This window comes from Pseudomonas brenneri (assembly GCF_007858285.1).
GTDB classification, from domain to species: Bacteria; Pseudomonadota; Gammaproteobacteria; order Pseudomonadales; family Pseudomonadaceae; genus Aquipseudomonas; species Aquipseudomonas brenneri.
On record NZ_VFIL01000004.1, the window covers coordinates 485,017 to 506,913 of the forward strand.

A 21,897-nucleotide genomic window follows, 5' to 3' on the forward strand; every position below is an offset into this window, starting at 1 on the left:
CGTTTTTCGCGAGCGAGCTCGCTCCTATTGGGTCCGCAGAGCACCAACAAGAATAATGAATTGAGGAGAGTCATCATGGGTGAAGTAGTCCTGGCGGCGAAAATCTGCCACGTCCCTTCCATGTACCTGTCAGAACTGCCAGGCAAGCACCACGGTTGTCGCGCCGCGGCGATTGCCGGGCACAAGGAGATCGGCCGCCGCGCCCGTGAGCTGGGGGCCGACACCGCCGTGGTGTTCGATGTGCACTGGCTGGTCAACAGCGGTTATCACGTCAACGGTGGCGAGCGCTTCCAGGGCACTTACACCAGCAATGAGCTGCCGCACTTCATCAAGAACATGGAGTACGCCTACCCCGGCTGCCCGGAACTGGGTGAACTGATCGCCGCCGAAGCCAACCTGGCCGGGGTGCGCACCATGAACCACAACATCCCGAGCCTGGAGCTGGAGTACGGCACCCTGGTGCCCATGCGCTACATGCACATGGATGTGCCCGAAGAACAGAAATTCAACGTGGTCTCCATCGCCGCCTGGTGCGCCTGGCATCGCCTGGAAGACAGCTTCGCCTTCGGCGCTGCCGTGCGCCGGGCCATCGAGAAGAGTGATCGCAAGGTGCTGGTGCTGGCTTCCGGCTCTCTGTCGCACCGTTTCTCCGACGACCGCGAGGCCGAAGCCAACATCCACAACTGGACCCGCGAGTTCGACAAGCAAGTGGACATGCACGTGGTGCAGATGTGGCGCGAAGGCCGCTTCAAGGAGTTCTGCGCGATGCTCCCGGACTACGCCGAGCATTGCTTTGGCGAAGGCAAGATGCACGACACCGCGATGCTCCTGGGGTTGCTCGGCGGGCCGGAATACAACCGCCCGGCCGAAATCATCACCGAACCATTCGGCAGCTCCGGCACCGGCCAGATCAACGCCATTTTTCCGCTCTGAATACATGTGGGAGCTGTCTCGCCCGGCGAGACAGCTCCCACATTGAATCGCGTACAGAAGGAGGCTTTGCATGCCGCATTTCATCGCCGAATACACCGACAACCTCGAACCCCAGGCTGACCTGCCGGGGCTGTTTGAAAAGGTCCACCAGGTGCTGGGAGACAGTGGCGTGTTCCCCCTGGGCGGTATCCGCAGCCGCGCCGTACGCCTGGACACCTGGCGCATGGCCGATGGCAAGCACGACTACGCCTTCGTCCACATGACCCTCAAGGTCGGCCACGGCCGCGACCTGCCGACCCGCCAGGCCGTGGCGCAAGTCCTGTTCACGGTGATCACCGAACACTTCGCCGCCTTGCAGGCGCAACGGCTGCTGGCCCTGTCGTTCGAGATGATCGAGCTGCACCCGCAACTGAACTTCAAGCAGAACAACGTCCACGCGTTTTTAAACAACCAGGCGGGCTGATATCCATCAACTGAACGAGATCACCTGTAGGAGCGAGCTTGCTCGCGAAGATCGTCAACGATAACGCGTGCCTGCTGGATAACCGCGATGGCCTTGAGGTCTTTGCAAGCAAGCTCGCGCCTACAGTGGGTTTCATTCGCTTGACGGTGCAGTCTCGCCTCCCCAACGGCCTCTCAGACAAAAAGTACAACATCATGAGCACAGCCAATACCGCCCACAGCGTCACCCTTGCCGAGCATGATCGCACCCACAGCACCGTCACCTGGCGACTGATGCCGTTGTTGCTGATCTGTTATTTGTTTGCCCACCTGGACCGGATCAACATCGGCTTCGCCAAGATGCAGATGAGCACCGACCTGCACTTCAGCGACACGGTGTATGGCTTTGGTGCCGGCCTGTTCTTTATCGCCTACGCGCTGTTCGGTGTGCCCAGCAACATCGCCCTGGACCGCGTCGGCCCACGGCGCTGGATTGCCTGCCTGATGGTGGTGTGGGGCATCCTGTCCACCAGCATGCTGTGGGTCGAAAGCGCCAGCGGCTTCTATGTCCTGCGTTTTCTGCTGGGGGTGGCCGAGGCTGGCTTCTTCCCGGGGATCCTGGTGTTTCTCAACCGTTGGTACCCGGCCCGTCGCCGGGCGCAGATCACCGCCCTGTTCGCCATCGCCGTACCCATGGCCGGGGTGATTGGCGGGCCACTGTCCGGCGCGATCCTGGAGAACTTCCACGACTTTGGCGGCATGCGCGGCTGGCAGTGGATGTTCTTGATCGAAGGCGCACCGGTAGTGCTGTTGGGCCTGGTGGTCCTCAAGTGCCTGCCGGACAGTTTTGAAACGGTGAAGTGGCTCAACGACACGCAAAAGCAACAGCTGCGCGAGCAGTTGAGTACCGAGGAAAAACGCAAATCCATTACCTCCTTTGGCGGGATCATCCGCGACCCACAAGTCTGGCTGCTGGTCGCGATCTATTTTGCCGTGATGCTGGCAGTCAACACCCTGGCGTTCTGGATGCCCACCCTGATCCATGGCGCCGGCATCGGCCGTGACAGCCAGGTCGGCCTGTTGAGTGCCGTGCCGTACCTGGCCGGGTGTTTCTTCATGATCGGCTGCGGACGCTCCTCGGACCGTAACCGCGAACGCCGCTGGCACTTGTGCGTACCGCTGCTGATGGCCGCCGTGGGCATCGCCATCACCGGCCTGGCACCGGGCAACCCGCTGTTGGTGATGAGCGGCCTGATCATCGCCGGCATGGGTGCCAGCGCCGCGCTGCCGATGTTCTGGCAACTGCCACCGGCGTTCCTGTCCAACTGCACCCAGGCTGCCGGAATCGCCATGATCAGTTCGTTCGGCAGCATCGCCTCGTTCCTCGCGCCGTACCTGATCGGCTGGATGCGCGACACCACCCAAAGCGCGAGCCTGGCCCTGTATGTGCTGGCGCTGTTTATCGCCCTTGGCGGCCTGCTGGTGTTGCGCACCAACGCCGCCATCGTCAATCCTCAGTAAGAGAGTTTCGTCATGCTTGATCCACAGCTCATCCTGCAAGCCGCCGCCCAACTGGACCACGCCGAACGCAGCCGCGAACAGGTACGCCAGTTTTCCCTCGATCATCCAGGCATCACGATCGAGGACGCCTACGCCATCCAGCGCGCCTGGGTCGCCCAGAAGATCAAGGGCGGGCGCAAGCTGGTCGGGCACAAGATCGGCCTGACCTCGCGGGCCATGCAGGTATCGTCGAACATCACCGAACCGGACTACGGTGCGCTGCTCGACGACATGCTGTTTGAGGAAGGCACCGACATTCCTTTCGAGCGTTTTATCGTGCCGCGGGTCGAAGTGGAGCTGGCGTTTATCCTCGGCAAGCCACTCAAGGGGCCCAACTGCACGATCTTCGATGTGCTCGATGCCACCGAGTGGGTGATCCCGGCCCTGGAGATCATCGACGCACGCATCCAGCAGATCGACCCGCACACCAAGGCCACGCGCAAGGTGTTCGACACCATCTCCGACAACGCCGCCAATGCGGGCGTGGTCATGGGTGGCCGTGCGGTGCGCCCGACCGAGATCGACCTGCGCAAAGTACCGGCCGTGCTGTACCGCAACGGCGTGATAGAAGAGTCCGGGGTCTCGGCCGCCGTGCTCAACCACCCGGCCAAGGGTGTGGCCTGGCTGGCCAACAAGCTGGCGCCCTACGACGTCACGTTGTTGCCGGGGCAGATCATCCTCGGTGGCTCCTTCACCCGCCCTGTGGCGGCCAGCCCGGGCGACACCTTCCATGTCGACTACGACATGCTCGGCTCGATTTCCTGCCGTTTCGTCTGACCTCAGGAGGACTGTTTCATGGACATGCCTGTCAACCGCTTCAAGCAGCGGCTCAATAGCGGTGAAGCGCAAATCGGCCTGTGGCTCGGGCTGGCCGACTCCTACTGTGCGGAGCTGGCGGCCAATGCCGGTTTCGATTGGTTGTTGATCGACGGCGAACACGCACCCAACGACCTGCGCGGCATGCTCGGCCAATTGCAAGCCGTGGCGCCCTACGCCAGCGAGGCGGTGATTCGCCCGGTGATCGGTGATACCGCGTTGATCAAGCAGGTGCTGGATATCGGCGCACAGACCTTGTTGGTACCGATGGTCGAAAGCGCCGCCCAGGCTCGGGAGCTGGTGCGCGCCATGCGTTATCCGCCCCAGGGCATACGCGGGGTGGGCAGCGCCCTGGCGCGGGCTTCGCGCTGGAACAGCATCGACGGCTACCTGGACCAGGCCGATGCGCAGATGTGCCTGTTGGTGCAGATCGAAAGCCTGCAAGGCCTGGCGAACCTGGATGCGATTGCCGCCGTTGAAGGCGTCGATGGGGTATTTATCGGCCCGGCGGACTTGAGTGCATCCATGGGGCACCGGGGCAATCCGGGGCACCCGGATGTGCAAGCCGCCATCGAAGATGCCATCGCACGGATTCGCCAGGCGGGCAAGGCTGCGGGGATTCTCAGTGCCGATGAGAAACTGGCCCGGCGTTATATCGAGCTGGGGGCCGGGTTTGTCGCGGTCGGGGTGGATACCACCGTGCTGATGCGTGGGTTGCAGGGGTTGGTGGGGAAATTCAAAGACAAGCCGGCGCCTGTGAGCACTGGCGGCGTGTACTAATCAACTTCCAACGGCGCAGGACCCAATGTGGGAGCGGGCTTGCTCGCGAAAGCGGTGTGTCAGTCAATATATTCGGTGACTGAACCACCGCTTTCGCGAGCAAGCCCGCTCCCACATTTTCGATGCGTGGTGTTTCAGCGCTTGATGTTTTTCAGCTCATCGAGCAGCCCCAGCAAGGTCTGTAACTTCTGTGCCCCCAACTGCTCCTGCAAGCGCTGATAGTTGGCCTCCATGCACTGGCTCATGGACGCAAAACTCGCCCGGCCCTTGTCCGCCAGGGTCACCAGGACCCGTCTTTGATCCTGCTCGGCCTTGCGCCGGTGGATCATCCCCGCCGCTTCCATGCGCACCAGCACACCGGTCATGCTCGGCTTGAGAATGCAGGCCAGTTCCGCCAGTTGATAAATCTCCAGTTCGTCGTGCTGATTGAGGATGCGGATCACCCGCCATTGCTGCTCGGTCAGGCCGTGCTCGTTCAGCGATGGGCGGAAAAAACTCATGGCCGCTTCGCGGGCCTGTAACAGGGTGAGGGTCAGGGATTGCCGGGGTTTGAGCATAAAGTCAGGATCACGTGATATTTAGTTAATGTTTTAACGAAACTCTAACATCCCCGCCCCGCGCTCGCGCTATAACTTAGGGGTCGCGCACGTCCATGGCGCGCTGAATCAAAAGCCCCGGCACGCAGGATCAAGACAATGATCGCGCCAGGGGCCCTAATGAAGACACTGCTTTAGAGCCTTCCTTCACTTTTCAGGCTGCGCCATGATCAACATCGAAACCCCTACGTATTACACCGCTACCAAGAAGTACAACCTGAGCTTTCCCACCCTGGAACAGGACATCGAGGCTGACGTCGTGGTGATTGGCGGCGGCTTTTCCGGGATCAATACCGCCCTGGAACTGGCGGAAAAAGGCATCGCCAATATCGTCGTACTGGAAGCGCGCTACCTGGGCTTTGGCGGCACCGGGCGCAATGGCGGGCAGATCATGGCCGGCATCGGCCACGACCTGGAGAAGATCAAGAAAGACGTGGGCGAGGACGGTCTGCGCCAAGTCTTCGAGATCAGCGACCTGGGCGCCGACATCATCAAGGACCGTATCGCCAAGTACAACATCGATGCCGACTTCTGCCACGGCTATGGCTACATGGGTTTCAACGCTCGCCAGGAAAAGACCCTGCGGGCCTGGGAAAAAGACTTCAAGTCGATCAACAGCAAACATGAAATCCGCTTCCTCGGCGGCTCCGACGTCAAGCAGATCATCGGCTCCGACGCCTACAGCAGCGCCCTGCTGCACATGGGTGGCGGGCATGTGCATTCGCTGAACCTGCTGCTGGGCGAAGCCACCGCCCTCGCCGGCCATGGCGTGCGGATCTTCGAGAACAGCCCGGCACTGGAAGTCAGCTACGGCGAGCGCATCACCGTGCGCACCGGGCGCGGCTCGGTCAAGGCCAGCAAGTTGTTGTGGGCCTGTGACAGTTTCCTCAACAAGCTGGAGCCGGAGCTGCATCGCTCGACCATCAACACCTACGCCTTCCAGATGATGACCGAGCCGTTGAGCGAAGAGCTGATCCAGCGCATCAGCCCGATTCGCGGGGCCTACAGCGATATCCGTCCGGTGATCGACTACTACCGGGTGACCAACGAGAACCGCCTGTTGTTCGGCGCTGCCACGCCGTTGGTGGAGCACATTCCCGGCGACTTGAAAGCCTGGAACCGCAAGCTGATGCTGAAAATTTTCCCCTACCTCAAGGACGTGAAGATCGACCTGGCCTGGGGTGGCCCGATGGCCTGCAGCCCGAACCTGTTCCCGCAGATCGGCACTCTGCCGGGACGCAGCAATGCGTTCTTCGTCCAGGGTTATTCGGGTTTCGGTGTCACCCCCAGCCACATCATCTGCAAGGTCCTGGCCGAAGGCATGAGCGAAGGCTCGGCGCGCTATGACCTGGTCAGCTCGGTGCATCGCCCGACGATTATCGGCAAGGACGCGATCCGCCCACTGTTGCTGACCGCCGGCAAATCCTGGCACCAACTGTCCGGCTACTGGAATGGTCGCCGCTAACCCCTTTTTTATCCCTCTGGAGCAACTGCAATGACCCTTGTTACCCTCAAAAAAGATATCCAACTGTCTGAACTCGACGCCTGGGGCACCGTTGCCGATCTCGGTTCCGAAATCCTCGAAGGCGAACTCAAGGCCTTCGGCAAAATGACCTTTGGTGCGCCCACCGACAAGGTCAGCAGCGCCTATTTCGGCACCACCCAGGGCAAGTTCCGCATGGTCTACCCGTTTAACGAACAGGCCACGGTGGTCACCGGCGAAGTGCGTCTGACCGACGAGGCCAGCGGCCAAACCACCACCTACAAAGCGGGCGACAGCTGGTTCGTGACCCAGGGCACGCCAGTGCTGTGGGAAGTGCTGAGCCAGAGCTTCGTCAAACACTACTTCGCGGTCGTATAACTACTTTGCTCTATGTGGGAGCGAGCAAGCCCGCTCCCACATTCGGTGTGTGGTGGTTGATGATTGGAGTTCAGGCCATCCGGCTGGAACGAAATGCCTTGGGTGACAATTCAAACTGCTTCTTGAACGAGCGGCTGAAATGCGCCGAATCGGTAAAGCCCCATTTATAGGCAATCGAAGTGATCGACTCGCTACGCAAGAACGGGTTGGTCAAGTCATCCGCACTGCGTTTGAGCCGCGCACGCTGGATGTAACGGCAGACGCTGTCGTCCTGCTCCTCGAACAGCCGGTATAAATGACGCACCGAGATGTTCAAGCGGCTGGCCAGGCCGACAGGGCTCAGGCCAGGCTGGCTCAAGGACTCATCAATGACTTTCTGCACGTAGCTGCGCAGGTTGTTGCCTTGCAACGCGCTGGTGTCGTCGCGCGCGTCGTCATCCTGCTCCAGGGCTGAGCCCAGCAGCGACACAAAAGCACGCTGCAACGCCTCGACCTCATCCTCGGCGCCTTCGCTGCCCTTGCACAATTGGTCCATCAACACATGCAGCATGCGCCCACAGGCTTTGCTGGAGGAAATCTTGCCAAAGGTCTTCGCTTGGCTGCCCATCTGCTTGCACACCTGGGCACGCGGCAACGACAGCGAGATATGTTCGATCAAGCCGAACGGGGTGATTTCAATGGAGCCCACCGAGTCCATCAGCAGCAGTTCGCCAGGGGCCAGTTGCACCCGCTGGCCGTTCTGCACGACCTGTGAATAGCCGCTGCGCTGGCTGACCAAAAAGCAATCCTGGTCGTTATCATGGTCGGGATTGGTCACTTGGCGCTTGATCAGGCCGGCGTTGGTACGCAGGCTGGCCAAGGGCAACCCGCCGCTTGAAAGCATGGAAAACTCGCCGATAAACAGCGAACGGTTGAAAGCCAGTTCGGTGTCGAAGTGGCCGCACATCGCACGCAAGTCGCGGTTCCAGGTGTCGAGCCCCTGTTGTGCACTCTGTTGGATACCCATGGGTGTCTCCACAATGGCTTATTATTTTTGTCGGGCAATAGTTAACATGTTACCTATATGCGCGCAACAAGTACCTGTCTGCCATTGTGTTAGCACTAATAATGCCAATCAGAGCGTGCGCAATACGCGTTGCAGGCCGGCCAGCACAGCCAGCAGCGCATCCCGCTGCACGCGGCTCAAGGCGATGTAGCGCCGAAAGGCCGGCATGCGGTTGACCACCTCGCTGCCGCCCATATGCTCCAGGCGCACGAGCCACTGACGGCCGTGCAGCTCGATATGCAGGCGCTTGAAATCCAGGAGCATCAATGCCCCATGCAGGGCACTGTCCGGCTGCAAACACGCCTGCAGTTGCCCCAACAATGCGCGTTCGCCGGTACGTTGCCGACAGCAGATCCCCGTGCGCCGGATGGCCCCGCCATGGTGCAATTCAAAGTGTGCCGCGCCCTCTGTCGAGGCAGGCAGGCGCAGGCTGAATTCGGTCATGACCAGGTGCATCAACAGCTGCGACTCGGTGCGCTCGCAAATTTCCAGGTGCAGGCTGTCATCGTCCAGGATGGCCCGCGCCAGGGTCGGCGAGACCCACTCGAACCGTGCCAGCCCCAGGTTGCGCCGCAGTTGCCCAAGGGTGCGCCCCGGCTGATAGCCCGCCGGCGCCCGTTGTGCGCTGAACAGTTCAGACAGTTTTTGCCGCAGCGCTGACATAGCCGTGGTGAGTGTGACCCGGTTCATTGGCAAACTCCTTGGCCAGCACGTCTTCCACCGACGCCGGCATGAATGGATTGACCTTCTGCACCACCAGGGTCCAGAACAGCGCATACACCGCAGTACCGCCCAGCATCACGCCGAACGGGATGTAGATATCCGCCGGATTCATCCCCGGTGGTGTGATAAACCACATGCCCAGCAGAATGCCGGCGCTGGACAGGATCTGCGGCAACGGGAACAGCGGCGAGCGGTACGCACGCGGCAAGTCGGGACGACGAATGCGCAGGATCACCACCGACACCGTCACCAGCAGGTAGGCAAAACTCCAGGCACACACCGCCGCCAGCACCAGGTGCATGATGTTATCGGTGTTACCGCCCAGGTACAGCGCGTGCAGGCAGGGGATCAGCATCGCTACCAGGATGCACAGTACCGGGGTCTTGAAGCGTGGATGCAGGTAGGTGAACACCTTCGGCAACGCGCCATCCACCGCCATGCCGTAGAGAATCCGTGGCACACCCGCCATCAAGGTATTGATGGTGGCGGCGCCCGCAAACAGAAAGCCGACCCCCAGCCACAGCGGCCCGATCTGCCCCATCACCTGTTCGGCGAAGCGTGGAATCGCCATGGGTGTATCCAGCAAATGCACGCCGCTGGCCGCGTCCAGCACCACGTTTTCTACCTGGCGTTTCATCGCCGCGCCGTAGATGAACATGCACGTCGCCACGCCCATCAGGCCAAGCATCATTGCCCGCGGCATGACCTTGGCCGACTGGCGCAAGTCCGGCGCCAGCGGGGTGACGAACTCGCAGCCGACAAACATGAACATCGCCATGCCCACCAGGGACAACACCGTCACCAGGTCGCTGCCCACCAGGGATTCGCCAAACCAGCCGTCCAGTTGCACCGCCGGCGCAGCGATCAAGCCCAGCACGCCAAACACCATCAAGGTGGTCCACATACCGAAGGTCAGGATGATTTCGGCGCGGCCAAAGGCACTGACACCGAACACATTGAGCACACCAAACACCAGCACAAAGCCGACCCCAAGCAACCAGGAGCCGCCGGCGGATTCGGCCAGGGTATTGAGGTGCTCGAAGTTCACCAGGGCCATGACGCCGGCAAGGATGGTCTCGGCGGTGCCGGCAAACACATGCACGATCAGGTAGGCCGACAAGGTGCCGGTGATCGCAAAGAAACGACCCATGCCGCAGTTGATGTAGTCGTACACCGAGCCGGTGGTGGGCAGGATCGATGCGGCCTCGGCGAAGGTGGTGGCCTGGGCCAGCATCATCACCACGGCGATCAGCATGGCCAGCGCAAACGCGCTGCCGCCGATGCCAAAGCCCATGGTCGCGGTGAGAATCACCGGGCTTGCCATGATCAGGCCAATGGTGCTGGCCAACGCGGTGGGAAAACCCACCGTGCCCCGGTTCAGGTGCGCGGTAAGTCTGTCATTGATCGACATGGTGCAGATCCTCGAAGGGGATTTTTAGAAGTGCTTGCACTGTGCGCCCCGCCCAACCTGATCGTCTTGCCCCTGGCTGCCGCTGGTTTTGTTGCTCCCTGCCAGGGCTCGCGGCCTGGCGGCCAGGATCAATTGCCTGGCACGCAGGTGAAAGACTTACGCTGCCGACGCTCGCCCTAATGCCCCCTCAACTTCATCTTGCTGGGGACTATAACAATGGAGCACACACGCAAAACCCACCACCTACACCCGGTCGTCGGCCTGGGTCTGGCGCTGTTGATCGGCCAACCTGCGGCCCAGGCAATCGAACTGTATGCCGACGACGACACCACCGTCACCGGCAACTTTCTCGCGGTGTACGGGATGTTCAACAGCCGCAAGAACTACGAGGGCAGCCCGGGCGGTTCGACCTGGCGTGAAGGCTTTATCAAATATGGCGTGAGCATCGACCAGCGCCTGGGCGACCTGGGCAGTGTGTACGGCACCACCAATCTGGTGAGTTCGGGTACCTGGGGCGATGGCGATGCTTCCCGCGTGACCGACGGCAGCGAGCGCACCACCAAGTTCGAGGAAGCCTTTGCTGGCTGGCGCTCGGGCGATCTGTTGCCCGCGTTGGGCAAGGATGGCCTGGACCTGTCGTACGGGCGCCAGGTCATCACCGTGGGCGATGGTTTTATCATCAATGACGACGGCCCGAACCTGGGCAATGGCGTGGCCGATGGTGAGTTCGATCGCGGTGGCGCCTATTACATCGCGGCGCGGCATGCCTTCGACAAGGCAGCGGTGGTGCGCCTGGGCGGCAAGGACGGCCTGCATGGCAGCCTGATGTGGATCGAGTCCGACAACCGCGCCCAGGCCCTGACCGAAATGGCCATCGGCACCCTGGAATACAGCGCCGCACCGGGCACCCTGGGCCTGACGTACCTGCATGGCATTGATGTCGACGAACGCTATGCCAGTGACGTGCAAAAGCAACGCAAGGGCATGAACCTCTACAGCCTGCGCGGCAGCGGGAATGCCGGGATCGACAATGCGCACTTCTCGTTCGAATACGCCTGGCAGGACAAGGATCCAGGGCCGGAAAAAGCCTGGTACGCCGAAGCCGGCTATACCTTTGCCGACCTGCCCTGGTCGCCGGACCTGACCTACCGTTATGCGCGCTATTCGAAGAACTGGGATGCACTGTTTGCCGGTTTCAACCGGGGCTTTGGCACCTGGGTCCAGGGCGAAGTGGCGGGCAACTACTCCGGCCCCTACAACACCAACACTTCGGTGCAACATGTGGCACTCAAGGTCAAACCGCTGGACAACCTGGCCCTCGGCGCGCTGTTCTTCGACTACACGACCGTGAGCAAACGCAACATGCTCGACCTCGATGGCCGTGAGCTGGACCTGTATGCCGAATGGGCGGTGAATGACCACCTGATCATCACGCCGTTGATTGGCCTGTACCAACCGGACAAGGACCAGGACACCGGCGGCAACCAGGTCGGCGGCAATGGCACCAATGTGTACAGCCAGTTGGTGGTCGCTGTGCCGTTCTGAGCTATGGATACTTACCGCCATCCCAATGTGGGAGCGGGCTTGCTCGCTCCCACAGGGGCGCTCTGCGCCCTCATGGCAGCCACAGACATACGCCCCGGCAGGCACAGTCAAGCCGTGACCTTGCGCGTTGGTTAGCCTCAGGCTTTCCTTTTTGATCAGGAACACCCCATGAGCGATATCGCGCTGCTGCCCCAGGTCGAAGCCTTCTTGCGTCGAGACCATGGCCTGTTCATCGACGGCCACTACGTCCCCAGCCAGTCCAGCCAGACCCTGGAGGTAATCAACCCCGCCACCGGCAAGGTCATCGCGACGGTGATCGATGCGCAAGCGGCTGATATTGAGCTGGCCGTGGCGTCTGCCCGGCACGGCTTCAAACAGTGGTCACAAACCGCCCCGGCGGTACGTGGCAATGTGCTGCTGAAACTGGCTGACCTGCTGGAGCAAAACCGCGAGGAACTGGCGCAGATCGAGACCTGCCAGTCGGGCAAGATCATCCAGATTTCCCGCGCCTTTGAAGTGGACCAGGCCGCGCATTTCCTGCGCTATTACGCGGGCTGGGCAACCAAGATCAGCGGCCAGACCCTCACCCCGTCGCTGCCCTCGTTTGCCGGCGAGCGCTACACCGCCTTCACCCTGCGCGAACCGGTCGGCGTGGTGGTCGGCATCGTGCCGTGGAATTTCTCCACCATGATTGCCATCTGGAAACTCGCCTCGGCCCTGGTGACCGGTTGCAGCATCATCATCAAACCCAGCGAATTCACGCCGCTGACCCTGCTGCGCATTGCCGAACTGGCGGTGCAAGCCGGCCTGCCCGCCGGTGTGCTGAACGTGCTGACCGGCGGTGGCCAGGTGGGCAAGGGGCTGATCGAACACCCCGGCACCGACAAGGTGTCGTTCACCGGTTCGGTGCCCACCGGCATTGCGGTCGGCCGCGCGGCCATGGGCGCCGGCCTGACGCGGGCGACTCTGGAGCTGGGTGGCAAAAACGCGGCGGCGTTCCTACGCGATGTGCCGCTGGAAACCGCCGTCAACGGCATTATCGAGGCCGGGTTCCTGCACTCGGGGCAGATCTGTGCGGCGGCCGAGCGTTTCTTTGTCCACCGCTCGCAAATCAACCCAGTCATGGAGGCCCTGGCCCAGCGTTTGAGCGCACTGAATATCGGCTCGCCGCTGGATGAGCGCACCGAATTCGGCCCGGTCACCCATCGCCAACACCAAGCGAAGCTGGAAGGTTTTTTTGCCACCGCCCGCGCCGAAAACAACACGATTATCTACGGCGGCCAACCGATGGATCGACCCGGTTGCTACGTCGAGCCCACGGTGATCCTCGCCAACAGCATCAACGATACGCTGCTCACCGAAGAAACCTTCGGCCCCATCGCCACGTTCCTGCCCTACGACGACGAGGACGAGTTGCTGGCACTGATGAACCACACTGCCGGCGGCCTCAGCGCCAGCCTGTGGACCAACGACTTGGGCAAGGCCCTGCGTATGGTCCCGGCCATCAACGCCGGCACGGTGTGGGTCAACATGCACACCCTGCTCGACCCGGCCGTACCATTCGGTGGCAACAAATCCTCGGGAATTGGCCGCGAGTTTGGCAATGCGTTTATCGAGGACTACACCGAACTCAAGTCGGTCATGATGCGTTATTGATTACCCTGGGATCAGCGCCTCCGCCTCGATCTCGATCAACCACTCGGGCAGCGACAAACCGCTGACGATGATCCATGACGACGGCGGCGGGTTGCGCGGAAAACGCTCGCGCAAAGCGGCGGCGATGGGTTCCTGCTGATCGCGGGCGGACTCGACGATGTACAGGCGCAGCATAATCACATGGGACAGATCGCCCTCGACCGCCGCCAGGACTTTTTCGATATTGTCCAGGGCCGTGGCGGTCTGCTCGGCGATGCCTGGGCCGACGGTGCGCTCATCAGCGTCCACGCCGACCTGACCAGACAAGAGAATACGCCGCCCCTCACGCACTTCCATGGCCTGGCTGAAACCGTATTGCAGGGAGTTGAAGACTGTCGGGGGATTGATGGTTCTTCGTTGCATGACGACTCCTTGTTGTCTGTAGGAAACAAGGCTACCTCAACGGTTTTTCCGGCTCTTGGAGAAGTTGCATATTTCAACATCTGGAAACAGAACGCCTTGCAATCAACCTCTCCCCTGCCTATATTCGCGCCAGGCGCCCTCTACGCCACCTTCCGCGGAAAGGGCTGCGCCCAGGACATGACTGCATACCCCATCACTACGACTCCCAACCTTAAAGCGGACAAGGTTTGTGCAAGGAGATCGTATGTCGCAACGCCCCGCCTCACCGGCCACTGACGGTCGTATCAACCTTGAGCAGCAGCGCAAGCGCGCCAAGGAGCTTTTGCAGCGTATGAAACAAGGCACGGCGCCCGCTGAACTGGCGCAGGTTGCCAACCTGCCACCGACCCTTTCCGATGCTCAATGGCTGGTTGCCCGGCAGTTGGGTTTCAGCAGTTGGCCCAAGCTCAAGGCCCATGTGGACGCCGTGGATTTTGCCGCCAACCACCCAGGTTTCGAGGCCAGCGATGAAGCGCGCACCACCCATTGGCGCTGCGGCAATGATATTGCCCACAGCCTTGGTGTGGCGGGGTTCAAGGGACGGTTTCGGATGCTCACGGATCCGCTGTGCATGGGCCCGGTCCAGGCCTTGCCGGGCGAGGCCTACCGGGCAACACGGGCGCGGTTCATCAGCCAGGCGTTTGCCCTAGACCTGGCAGATGCCGCACGCCGCCTGGACGACGAATACCAGCATCTTGAGGAACTGGGCAGTGCCGATCACAGCGTGCTGTGGTGCGAGGCCGATGCCTATGACCAGTTGTTTTTGATCCGTGCGCTGGCCGGGCTTGAGCCCGTGCCCACCAGGCTGGAACTGATCGAAGTCGACCGCATCCCCGGCGTGCAACGCTTTATCGGCATCGGCCAATTGGCGCCACCGGTATTGGCTTGGCTGTGGCCACAACGGCGACCTGTCGATGAAGCCATGCGCCAACTGGCTCGGCAAGCATGGGCCGCCTATTGCAACAGTTCGCCAGTGAATCTGGCGCAACTGGCCCACGCCACTCATCCCTGCCTGCCCTTGCTGGCCCCGGCATTGCGCCGGCAGTTACAGGAGCTACCAGGCGCTCGCGATGGCCTGTCGCTGACCGAGCGCCTGGCCCTGCAGTATCTCGCCGAGGTCGGCCCCACTGCGTTTGCCCGGGTGTTCGCCGAGTTGATGGCCAAGCGTGAGCCCCTGCCCTTTCTCGGCGACATGATGTTTCATGCCCTGCTGCGTCCCTTGATCGACGGAGCCGATCCATTGCTGACGGAGTCCGAGGCTGATCTGCCATGGCCCGGCCGCACATTGACCCTGACACCGCTGGGCGCCAGGGTGTTGCAAGGCCGCGCGTACTGGCCAGACCATGCAAGCCACACACGTTGGGTCGGTGGCGTGCAGATCATGCCCGGCCTGCCTCACTGGACGCTGGATGACGAGGGCGAACCACTCTGGCGGGCATGACTGCCTTGGCTGAGCATCTGCAATGTGTAGCGCAACGATGCCGGCAACATCGGGCCGTGGCCCAATCCGGCAAAGGTCTGCTGGCGTACCTGCAAGCCATGGACCTGTTGCAGGCTGCCCACTAGCGTCTTGAACGCCGTGTCGCTGGCCTCTTTGGACGGCGACACACTGGCCGGGCTGGCCGGTTCCAGGTCGCCACGCATCAGCAGCAAGCGCGGCCGGCTGCCGTTCAAGCGTTGTGCCAGAGCTTGAGACTCGGCGCTCACAACGCCTTGATTCCACCACAACGAAGGACTCGCGGCGGCGTAGTCATCGAAGGCTTGCGGGCGCGTCAGCAAGGCATGCAGCACCAGCAGGCCGCCATAGGAGTGGCCCCATAGCAATTGCCGCTGCGGGGTGATACCCAGACGCTGATTGACCTGCGGGCGGATATTTCCGCTCAGCAAATCCAAAAATACATCCGCACCGCCACTGGGCACCGCAGTCAACGGATCCCGTTGCTCCACGGCACTGCCGACCCTTGGCGTGTAGTCGAAGGTGCGTGCATTGCGCTCGATGCGCAGCGGCGTGGCATAACCCACGGCGACCAACACCGGCGGTGACGCACTCTGCGCCAATTGATTCAAACCCTGGCTGTCCAGCGCGGCCATCGCGGCGTTGCCATCGAGCAGGTACGCCACCGGGCTGGCGTCACTCACCGCAGGCGGCTGCCCCAGCCAGATCCGGTAATGGCGAGCGCCATCCGCCGACTCCAGCTCCAGGGTGCTGAACCTGTAGGCACTGGCCTCACGCAACACCGGCGCATCCATCAACTGATCAGGTGCAGGTTTGGCGACGGCAGCCTGGGCCATCAGCAACAGCGCCAGGCTGATCAGGCGCCCCATCAGAAGGACGCCGTGAGGCTGGTGTACAAGGTACGACCGGACTGGTTATAGGTCGCGGCGCCTGCCCCTTCGATATTCGCTACACCCTGGGCATTGCCTTCGCGCCACAGGCGTTTGTCGAACAGGTTGTCGACGCCGGCCGTCAGGCTCAGGTTCTGGGTGAAGGCGTACGTACCGCTGACCCCGGCAATAGCATACGGCGATAGCTGGTTGTTGCCCGATCCCGTCACGCGCTCGCCGTGGTAGTCGTATTTTTTCGGGGTTTGCTTGCCGTACCAGGCCACGCTCATTTGTAGGGACAGGTCATCGCTGGCCTGCCAGTCGAGCATCGAGTTCAAGGTGTACTTGGGCGCGACGGACAGCACATCGCCGGTCTGCTTGTTTTTCGATTGCAGCATGTAGGTGAAGTTGTTGGTCCAGTTCAACTGCTCGGTCAACGGCAGGGCCAGGGTGCCTTCCAGCCCTTCGACCAGGGCCTTGGGCACGTTTTCCCACTGGAAGATACTCGCGTTGGCCGTGGTGCCGGTGCCGCCGCTGGCGCTGCCGACCGGAGTCAGGCCCGACTCGATCTTGTTTTTGTAATCGTTACGGAAGTACGTCAGGCCCGCCACAACCCCGTCATTGCGGTACTCGATCCCCAATTCCTTGTTGACGCTGGTTTCGGCATCCAGGTCGGCATTGCCTTGCAGGTAGCAACTGGTGGTCTGCCCGTAGCAACCCTGGCCATTGCTGTACAGCAAGTAGTTGGGGTTGAGCTGGTAGAGGTTGGGCGCCTTGTAGGAACGGGCGATCCCGGCTTTCAGGGTCAGGGTGTCGGTGAGCACTTGGGACAGGTTCAGCGACGGGCTCCAGTTGTCACCCACCACGTCGTGGTGGTCCATGCGCAGGCCCGGGGTCAGGCGTGTGCCAGGGCGCAGTTCGATATTGTCCTCGACGAACACCGAGAAGATCCGCGCCGAGGACGAGCTGCTGCGGTTGCTCCCGGCCAGCCCAGGCACGCTGCCCCCGGCGGTGGTGGTTTGCACGTTGGAGCTGGGGTCATCCAGTTGCTGCTCGACCCATTCGGTGCCCACGGTCAGCACCTGGTCCACCCCGGCATGCAAGGGCAGGCTGACTTCACCGTGGGCGGTCAGGTCACGCAATACGCTGGTATTGAAGTCGCGGCTGGAGAAGATCCCTTCGGTGCCACCCGCCAGGCCCTCGCTGATCCGGCTGTTGCGGGTCTTCTCGTATTGCAGGTAGGCCAGGCTGGTGCCCAGGTCCCAGTCGCCGCGATGGGTCACGGCGTAGGTCTCGCGGTACATCACATTGGTCTCGTGGCCGAGCAGTTTTTTCACGTTGGCGTTGCTGTTGGTGTTCTGGGTGTCACCGGTGTAGATGTTGCCCTGGCGGCTGAAACCGGCTTCCAGGTCCAAGGTCTGCTCAGGCGTCATCTTCCAGCTCAACAGGCCGTTGACGTCCTTGTTGCGCACCCCTTCGCGCCCCGCCGGCAAGGTGCCGACCTGGTTACCGGTACGTTTGGACTCATGACCGCTGTTGATATCGGCGTCGTCGGCATTGGTTTTCGCCACGTTGCCGTACACCCGGTAGCTGAGGGTGTCGGTGAGCGGGCCGTTCAGGCCGAAGTTCATGCGCTCGGTCTCGCCTTCGGCGCTGTGCTGGGCGAAGTTGTGGTAGATCGTCGCCGAACCGTGGGTCTCGGTACCGGGTTGTTTGGTGATGATGTTCACCACGCCACCGGCGGCGCCGTTGCCATAGCGGGCGGCAGCCGGGCCACGGATGACCTCGATCCGCTCGACCTGGTCGGCGGGCACCCAGTTGCTGTCGCCACGGCTGTCACGCTCGCCGCGCCAGCCATAGCGCACGGAGTTACGGCTGCCCACCGGCTTGCCATCAACCAGGATCAGGGTGTTTTCCGGGCCCATGCCACGGATATCGATCTGTCGGTTGTTGCCGCGCTGACCGCTGCTGGAATTGCCCGTGAGGTTGACGCCGGGCATGGTGCGGATGATGTCCGACAGATCGTTGGCCGGCGGGCGTTTCTTGATGTCTTCGGCGGTGATGATCGACACGCCGGGCGCCTGCTTTATCTCTTCCTGCGCCGTGCCCAGGACGGTCTGGGTTTGCAGCTCAAGACGCGCAGGGGCCTCGGGCTCGGCGGCAAAGCTGCTGGCGGGCAGCAGGCTGCAAATACTCAGGGCAAGCAGGGACAGGGGCGGCAGGCGGTGCATGCGGGGATCTCCGAAACGTCAAGCCCACCGATAGCGGTAGGCCAGCAAAGATCGCAGATGATAATCAGATGCAATTGCGAGTAAAGAACATTAACTTTCTAAACATTTGCCCCAGCCACTCGCAGGTGCATGCGCAGACCTTGCCCGCCCTGGCTGGCCCATAACTGGCCGCCCTGCAATTGGATGGCGCGTCGGGCAATGCTCAAGCCCAGGCCAAACCCGTTACCGGGCGTACCGTCCAGGCGCAGGTAGGGTTCAAAGATCCGCTCCAGGTCGGCCTCGGCAACGCCGGCGCCCTGATCCTCGATGGTCAGCAACCACGTCTCGCCTTCACGTGCCCCGCTCAAGCGAATGACACCGCCTGGGGGGGAATGGCGGATTGCATTGCGCAGGATGTTCTCCAGGGCCTGGGCGAAACTGTTGAGGTGAACCCTGACTTCGCACTCCTCACCGACCTCGCACACCAACGCCTGCAATGGCCAGTCCGTCTCGAAATGCGCGTCCTGCACCAGCGCCTCCCACACCGAGGCCACTCGTACATCTTCGGCCTGCAATTGCGGCCGTTCAGTATCCAGCCAGGCCAGGTTGAGGGAATCATCCACCAGGCGCCGCATCTCCTCGACCTCACGCGCCAGCCGCTGTTCCAACTGCTGGCGCGCCAGGCCGCTTTCGCTGGCGATTTTCAAGCGGGCCAAGGGCGTGCGGATTTCATGGGACAAGGTGCGCAACAATTGGCGTTGCTGTTGCAGGCTTTGCCGCAGGCGCTCGGCCATGTGTTCGTAGGCACGCGCCAACTCGCCCAACTCGTCGCCGCGACGGGTTACGGCACTGCTGGCCAGCGGCGCCAGGTCACCGCCACTCAGGGCGTTCGCACGCTCGCGCAATTCGTTCAAAGGCACCACCAGGTGGCGATACAGCAACAGGCCCAGGCCCAAGGCCAAAACCACCGGCACCACACCGTGGGTAAACAGATGCGTCCACGGCGTCAGCCCCGGTGGCAGCAAGCGCTCGGGCAACTGCATGACCAAGCGGCCACGCTCCGGGTGTTGAGGGAAGGCGATGCTGACATAGGGCAGCTCATCCTCCAGGCGTTTGCTCATGGGCCAACTGGGCTTGCGCATAAAGGTCAGGTGGCTGACCTCAGCCGCCGTCAGCGGTTGTGTGCCAAGGCTTTGCAGGAACGGATCGAGCACGCCGACCCAGGTCTGCTCGCGTTGCTGCAGGGTCTGGCGCCATTGCTCCACGGCCTTGGCGTCACCGGTTGCGGCCACCTCTTCGGCCTGCGCGGCATAGGCGGTCAGGGCCGCGCGGTCAGGCTCTGCAAGAAAATAAGTACTGCGCTCGACCTGCAAGCCCCAGCCCCAGACCAACCAGACCAGCAGCAAGCAGAAACACACTTGCAACAGCGCCATTTTCCATAGCAGTGGATGCCGACGCTGCATCAGCCCAAGCCTTCACACAGCAGCACATACCCCTGATGACGCACCGCCTCGATGCGCACGCCCTGCAAATCAATTGCCGCCAGCTTGCGGCGCACATTGCACACATGCACATCCAGGCCACGATCCAGACGCGTATAGACGCGATGCAACACATGCTGGTACAGGAACGCCTTGGACAAGGGTTCGCCGACGTGCTCATGCAGGGTGGACAGCAAGCGGAACTCCGAAGCGGTCAGGCCTGCCGGGCAGCCGTTGAATAGAACATCACGGGCATTTACATCCAGGTCCAGCCATAGCGGCCTAGAGACAGGTGTACCGCGATCAAGCGCCACACGCCGCAGCAACGCGTCGATACGCACATCCAACTCGGCGAGGCTGAAGGGCTTGGGCAAATAGTCATCCGCGCCCTGGCTGAAACCGATGATGCGGTCCTGCTCGGCGCCCAGTGCCGACATCAGAATCACTGGTGTGCCCCGTTCGTTGCGCAAGCGCGCCAGCACATTCAGGCCGTTTTCGTTGGGCAGCATGATATCCAGCAGGATCAGCTCTACCGCTGGGTCCAGCGCCATGCTCAAGCCTTCATCACCGCGATGCGCGCTGCTCAAGGCGAAACCGCGTCGGCTCAAATGGGTACAAAGATGGGCGCACAGCTCGACGTCATCCTCGATGACCAGGATGCGCGCGGAAGAAGATGACATAGGCAGTGGATGATAACTGTTCACAATTAGGCCAGTTTCTCACTCGGAGAAACATTGCGCAACGAACGTCGCGTGTTGTGATGTTCAAGTGCGGATTATCAATATTTTAAAGAAACTGAATGCGTTGAACCTGGGCTTTTTCAGGCAAACACGAACAATCAAGCTATCTCCTCGTTAGGTCACATACCGGATGCAGGAGAATCACCATGTCGAAAACCACCGTCAGCCAATTCATGCACACCCTCCATCAACGCCTCACAGAGTTATGGGAAACCTGTGCCCGCGCCGGGGGCGCACGGCCATGACCCGCTTGCTGCTGGGCGCTGCGATGCTGGCACTGCTTATCGGGTGCAGCACCGTCAAACAGCCCGAGCTGGGCGTCGCAGTCCAAAGCTCCGGGCAGATCTGGAATGCCGTGGCGCATTACAGCGGCCGCACGTTTCTATCGGGGCCACGCTGGACCGGCACCCAGGGCCCGCAACTGACGGCAGTTGACCAGAATGGCCAGCACAGCGCCTATCCAAACAGTGCCTGGAACAACTGGGCGCCAGGATTGGATGCAACCAATGCCTTTGTGAACATCAATGCCTTGCGCCTGGAAGGCGACAAACTGTGGGTGGTGGATACCGGCTCGCCCGAGTTCGGCGGCAACCCCGTCAGCCAGGGCGCAAAGCTGGTGTGTATCGATCTGCCTACAAACAAGGTGGTTCGGACCTACTTCTTCGGGGCGGACATCGCCACAGCCGGCAGTTATGTGGATGACGTGCGCTTCAGCGCCGGCATGGCTTTGCTCACCGATGCGGGAAATGCCGGCATTATTGTGGTGGACCTGAAGACCGGCGCTGCCCGGCGTGTATTGAACCAACATGCATCGGTGGTCGCCCGGCCTGACCGGGACTTGATCCTCAGCAACCAGGTGGTCAAGGCTCCCGATGGTGCCCCCCTGCGCGTCAACGCCGATCCGCTGGAAGTCAGCATTGATGGCATCTGGCTGTATTACGGCCCGCTGCAAGGTCCCTGGTCCAAGGTGCGTATCCAAGACCTTGCCAACCCGGCACTGAGCCCGGAACAACTGGCCGCGCGGGTTGAGTTCTTTGCCGATATCCCCGCAACCGGTGGCTCGGTCATGGACGCACAGGGCAACCTGTACTTTTCCGACCTGGCCCATGATGCCATTCGCGTACGCCGCACTGACGGGCAGATCGAAACCCTGATCGTGGACGAGCGATTGCATTGGGTTGACGCGCCGTTCCTGGACAAGGACGGAGTGCTGTGGCTGCCTACCCCACAAATGGACCGCGTTGCGCTGTTCAACAAGGGCAAATCCCTGGTGCAGTGGCCAGTGGGGGTTTATCGCTTATCGACACATCGCTGATCAGCGCGCACGCAAATT

20 protein-coding genes are annotated in these 21,897 nt (G+C 61.7%); 11 read left to right on the top strand and 9 right to left on the bottom strand.

The features are described 5' to 3' along the window. The first annotated feature begins 75 nt into the window (after positions 1–75). The 5 genes from hpaD (at position 76) to hpaI (ending at position 4,530) form a co-directional block, all read left to right on the top strand. The gene (gene hpaD / locus FJD34_RS11505; protein WP_032863731.1) at positions 76–933 is read left to right on the top strand and encodes a 3,4-dihydroxyphenylacetate 2,3-dioxygenase; all 858 of its coding nucleotides are present in this window, start codon (positions 76–78) and stop codon (positions 931–933) included. Positions 934–1,003: 70 nt separating this feature from the next. Next, the gene (locus FJD34_RS11510) at positions 1,004–1,396 is read left to right on the top strand and encodes a tautomerase family protein (RefSeq protein ID WP_065943755.1); all 393 of its coding nucleotides are present in this window, start codon (positions 1,004–1,006) and stop codon (positions 1,394–1,396) included. 194 nt (positions 1,397–1,590) lie between these two features. Continuing rightward, positions 1,591–2,895, top strand: a complete 1,305-nt coding sequence (locus FJD34_RS11515) for an MFS transporter (RefSeq protein ID WP_032863789.1) — start codon at positions 1,591–1,593, stop codon at positions 2,893–2,895. A 12-nt stretch (positions 2,896–2,907) separates the two neighbouring features. After that, on the top strand, positions 2,908–3,711 hold the full coding sequence (hpaH, locus tag FJD34_RS11520; protein ID WP_032863733.1) for a 2-oxo-hept-4-ene-1,7-dioate hydratase: 804 nt from the start codon (positions 2,908–2,910) through the stop codon (positions 3,709–3,711). Between the two features lie 18 nt (positions 3,712–3,729). Then, the gene (hpaI, locus tag FJD34_RS11525) at positions 3,730–4,530 is read left to right on the top strand and encodes a 4-hydroxy-2-oxoheptanedioate aldolase (RefSeq protein ID WP_090290779.1); all 801 of its coding nucleotides are present in this window, start codon (positions 3,730–3,732) and stop codon (positions 4,528–4,530) included. A gap of 134 nt (positions 4,531–4,664) precedes the next feature. Here hpaI and hpaR read toward each other — a convergent pair whose 3' ends face one another. Then, positions 4,665–5,087 carry a homoprotocatechuate degradation operon regulator HpaR gene (hpaR, locus tag FJD34_RS11535; protein WP_029294338.1) on the bottom strand — a complete coding sequence of 141 codons (423 nt, stop codon included), beginning with the start codon at positions 5,085–5,087 and terminating at the stop codon, positions 4,665–4,667. A gap of 205 nt (positions 5,088–5,292) precedes the next feature. Between hpaR and FJD34_RS11540 the strand changes: the two genes are divergently transcribed. Both FJD34_RS11540 and FJD34_RS11545 read left to right on the top strand, forming a co-directional pair. Then, positions 5,293–6,591, top strand: coding sequence for an NAD(P)/FAD-dependent oxidoreductase (locus FJD34_RS11540; protein WP_065943757.1), 1,299 nt, complete (start codon positions 5,293–5,295; stop codon positions 6,589–6,591). A 30-nt stretch (positions 6,592–6,621) separates the two neighbouring features. After that, on the top strand, positions 6,622–6,987 hold the full coding sequence (locus FJD34_RS11545) for a cupin domain-containing protein (protein ID WP_090290778.1): 366 nt from the start codon (positions 6,622–6,624) through the stop codon (positions 6,985–6,987). A 70-nt stretch (positions 6,988–7,057) separates the two neighbouring features. Here the strand turns inward: FJD34_RS11545 and feaR are convergent, their stop codons facing one another. The 3 genes from feaR to FJD34_RS11560 all read right to left on the bottom strand — a co-directional run bounded on the left by feaR (position 7,058) and on the right by FJD34_RS11560 (position 10,166). Continuing rightward, positions 7,058–7,993 carry a transcriptional regulator FeaR gene (gene feaR / locus FJD34_RS11550; protein WP_090290777.1) on the bottom strand — a complete coding sequence of 312 codons (936 nt, stop codon included), beginning with the start codon at positions 7,991–7,993 and terminating at the stop codon, positions 7,058–7,060. A gap of 108 nt (positions 7,994–8,101) precedes the next feature. Beyond that, entirely contained in the window at positions 8,102–8,722 is a 621-nt protein-coding gene (locus tag FJD34_RS11555; protein WP_050593462.1) for a DUF3156 family protein, read from the bottom strand. Next, the gene (locus tag FJD34_RS11560) at positions 8,667–10,166 is read right to left on the bottom strand and encodes an APC family permease (RefSeq protein ID WP_032863743.1); all 1,500 of its coding nucleotides are present in this window, start codon (positions 10,164–10,166) and stop codon (positions 8,667–8,669) included. The genes FJD34_RS11555 and FJD34_RS11560 overlap by 56 nt, the downstream gene beginning before the upstream one ends. A 216-nt stretch (positions 10,167–10,382) precedes the next feature. Here FJD34_RS11560 and FJD34_RS11570 point away from each other — a divergent pair, with 216 nt between their 5' ends. Beyond that, a complete protein-coding gene (locus FJD34_RS11570) occupies positions 10,383–11,711 on the top strand; it encodes an alginate export family protein (protein ID WP_090290776.1) in 1,329 nt (442 codons plus the stop codon). A gap of 168 nt (positions 11,712–11,879) precedes the next feature. Further along, entirely contained in the window at positions 11,880–13,367 is a 1,488-nt protein-coding gene (locus FJD34_RS11575; protein WP_032863747.1) for an aldehyde dehydrogenase family protein, read from the top strand. Here the strand turns inward: FJD34_RS11575 and FJD34_RS11580 are convergent, their stop codons facing one another. Beyond that, positions 13,368–13,769, bottom strand: coding sequence for a RidA family protein (locus FJD34_RS11580; protein WP_032863749.1), 402 nt, complete (start codon positions 13,767–13,769; stop codon positions 13,368–13,370). 244 nt (positions 13,770–14,013) lie between these two features. Between FJD34_RS11580 and FJD34_RS11585 the strand changes: the two genes are divergently transcribed. Beyond that, entirely contained in the window at positions 14,014–15,249 is a 1,236-nt protein-coding gene (locus FJD34_RS11585; RefSeq protein ID WP_090290775.1) for a DUF1835 domain-containing protein, read from the top strand. Here the strand turns inward: FJD34_RS11585 and FJD34_RS11590 are convergent. The 4 genes from FJD34_RS11590 to FJD34_RS11605 form a co-directional block, all read right to left on the bottom strand. After that, positions 15,204–16,133 carry an alpha/beta hydrolase gene (locus tag FJD34_RS11590; RefSeq protein WP_065943761.1) on the bottom strand — a complete coding sequence of 310 codons (930 nt, stop codon included), beginning with the start codon at positions 16,131–16,133 and terminating at the stop codon, positions 15,204–15,206. The genes FJD34_RS11585 and FJD34_RS11590 overlap by 46 nt on opposite strands. Further along, on the bottom strand, positions 16,133–18,364 hold the full coding sequence (locus tag FJD34_RS11595) for a TonB-dependent siderophore receptor (protein WP_065943762.1): 2,232 nt from the start codon (positions 18,362–18,364) through the stop codon (positions 16,133–16,135). Before FJD34_RS11595 ends, FJD34_RS11590 begins: the two co-directional genes overlap by 1 nt. A gap of 98 nt (positions 18,365–18,462) precedes the next feature. Then, the gene (locus FJD34_RS11600; RefSeq protein WP_032863753.1) at positions 18,463–19,806 is read right to left on the bottom strand and encodes a HAMP domain-containing sensor histidine kinase; all 1,344 of its coding nucleotides are present in this window, start codon (positions 19,804–19,806) and stop codon (positions 18,463–18,465) included. Beyond that, on the bottom strand, positions 19,806–20,504 hold the full coding sequence (locus tag FJD34_RS11605; protein WP_090290774.1) for a response regulator transcription factor: 699 nt from the start codon (positions 20,502–20,504) through the stop codon (positions 19,806–19,808). The genes FJD34_RS11600 and FJD34_RS11605 overlap by 1 nt, the downstream gene beginning before the upstream one ends. Before the next feature lie 301 nt (positions 20,505–20,805). On the opposite strand from FJD34_RS11605, the gene FJD34_RS11610 reads away from it, so the two are divergent. Further along, positions 20,806–21,879: a major royal jelly family protein gene (locus FJD34_RS11610; protein WP_223232700.1), complete on the top strand. Its 1,074-nt coding sequence runs from the start codon at positions 20,806–20,808 to the stop codon at positions 21,877–21,879. Positions 21,880–21,897: the final 18 nt, after the last annotated feature.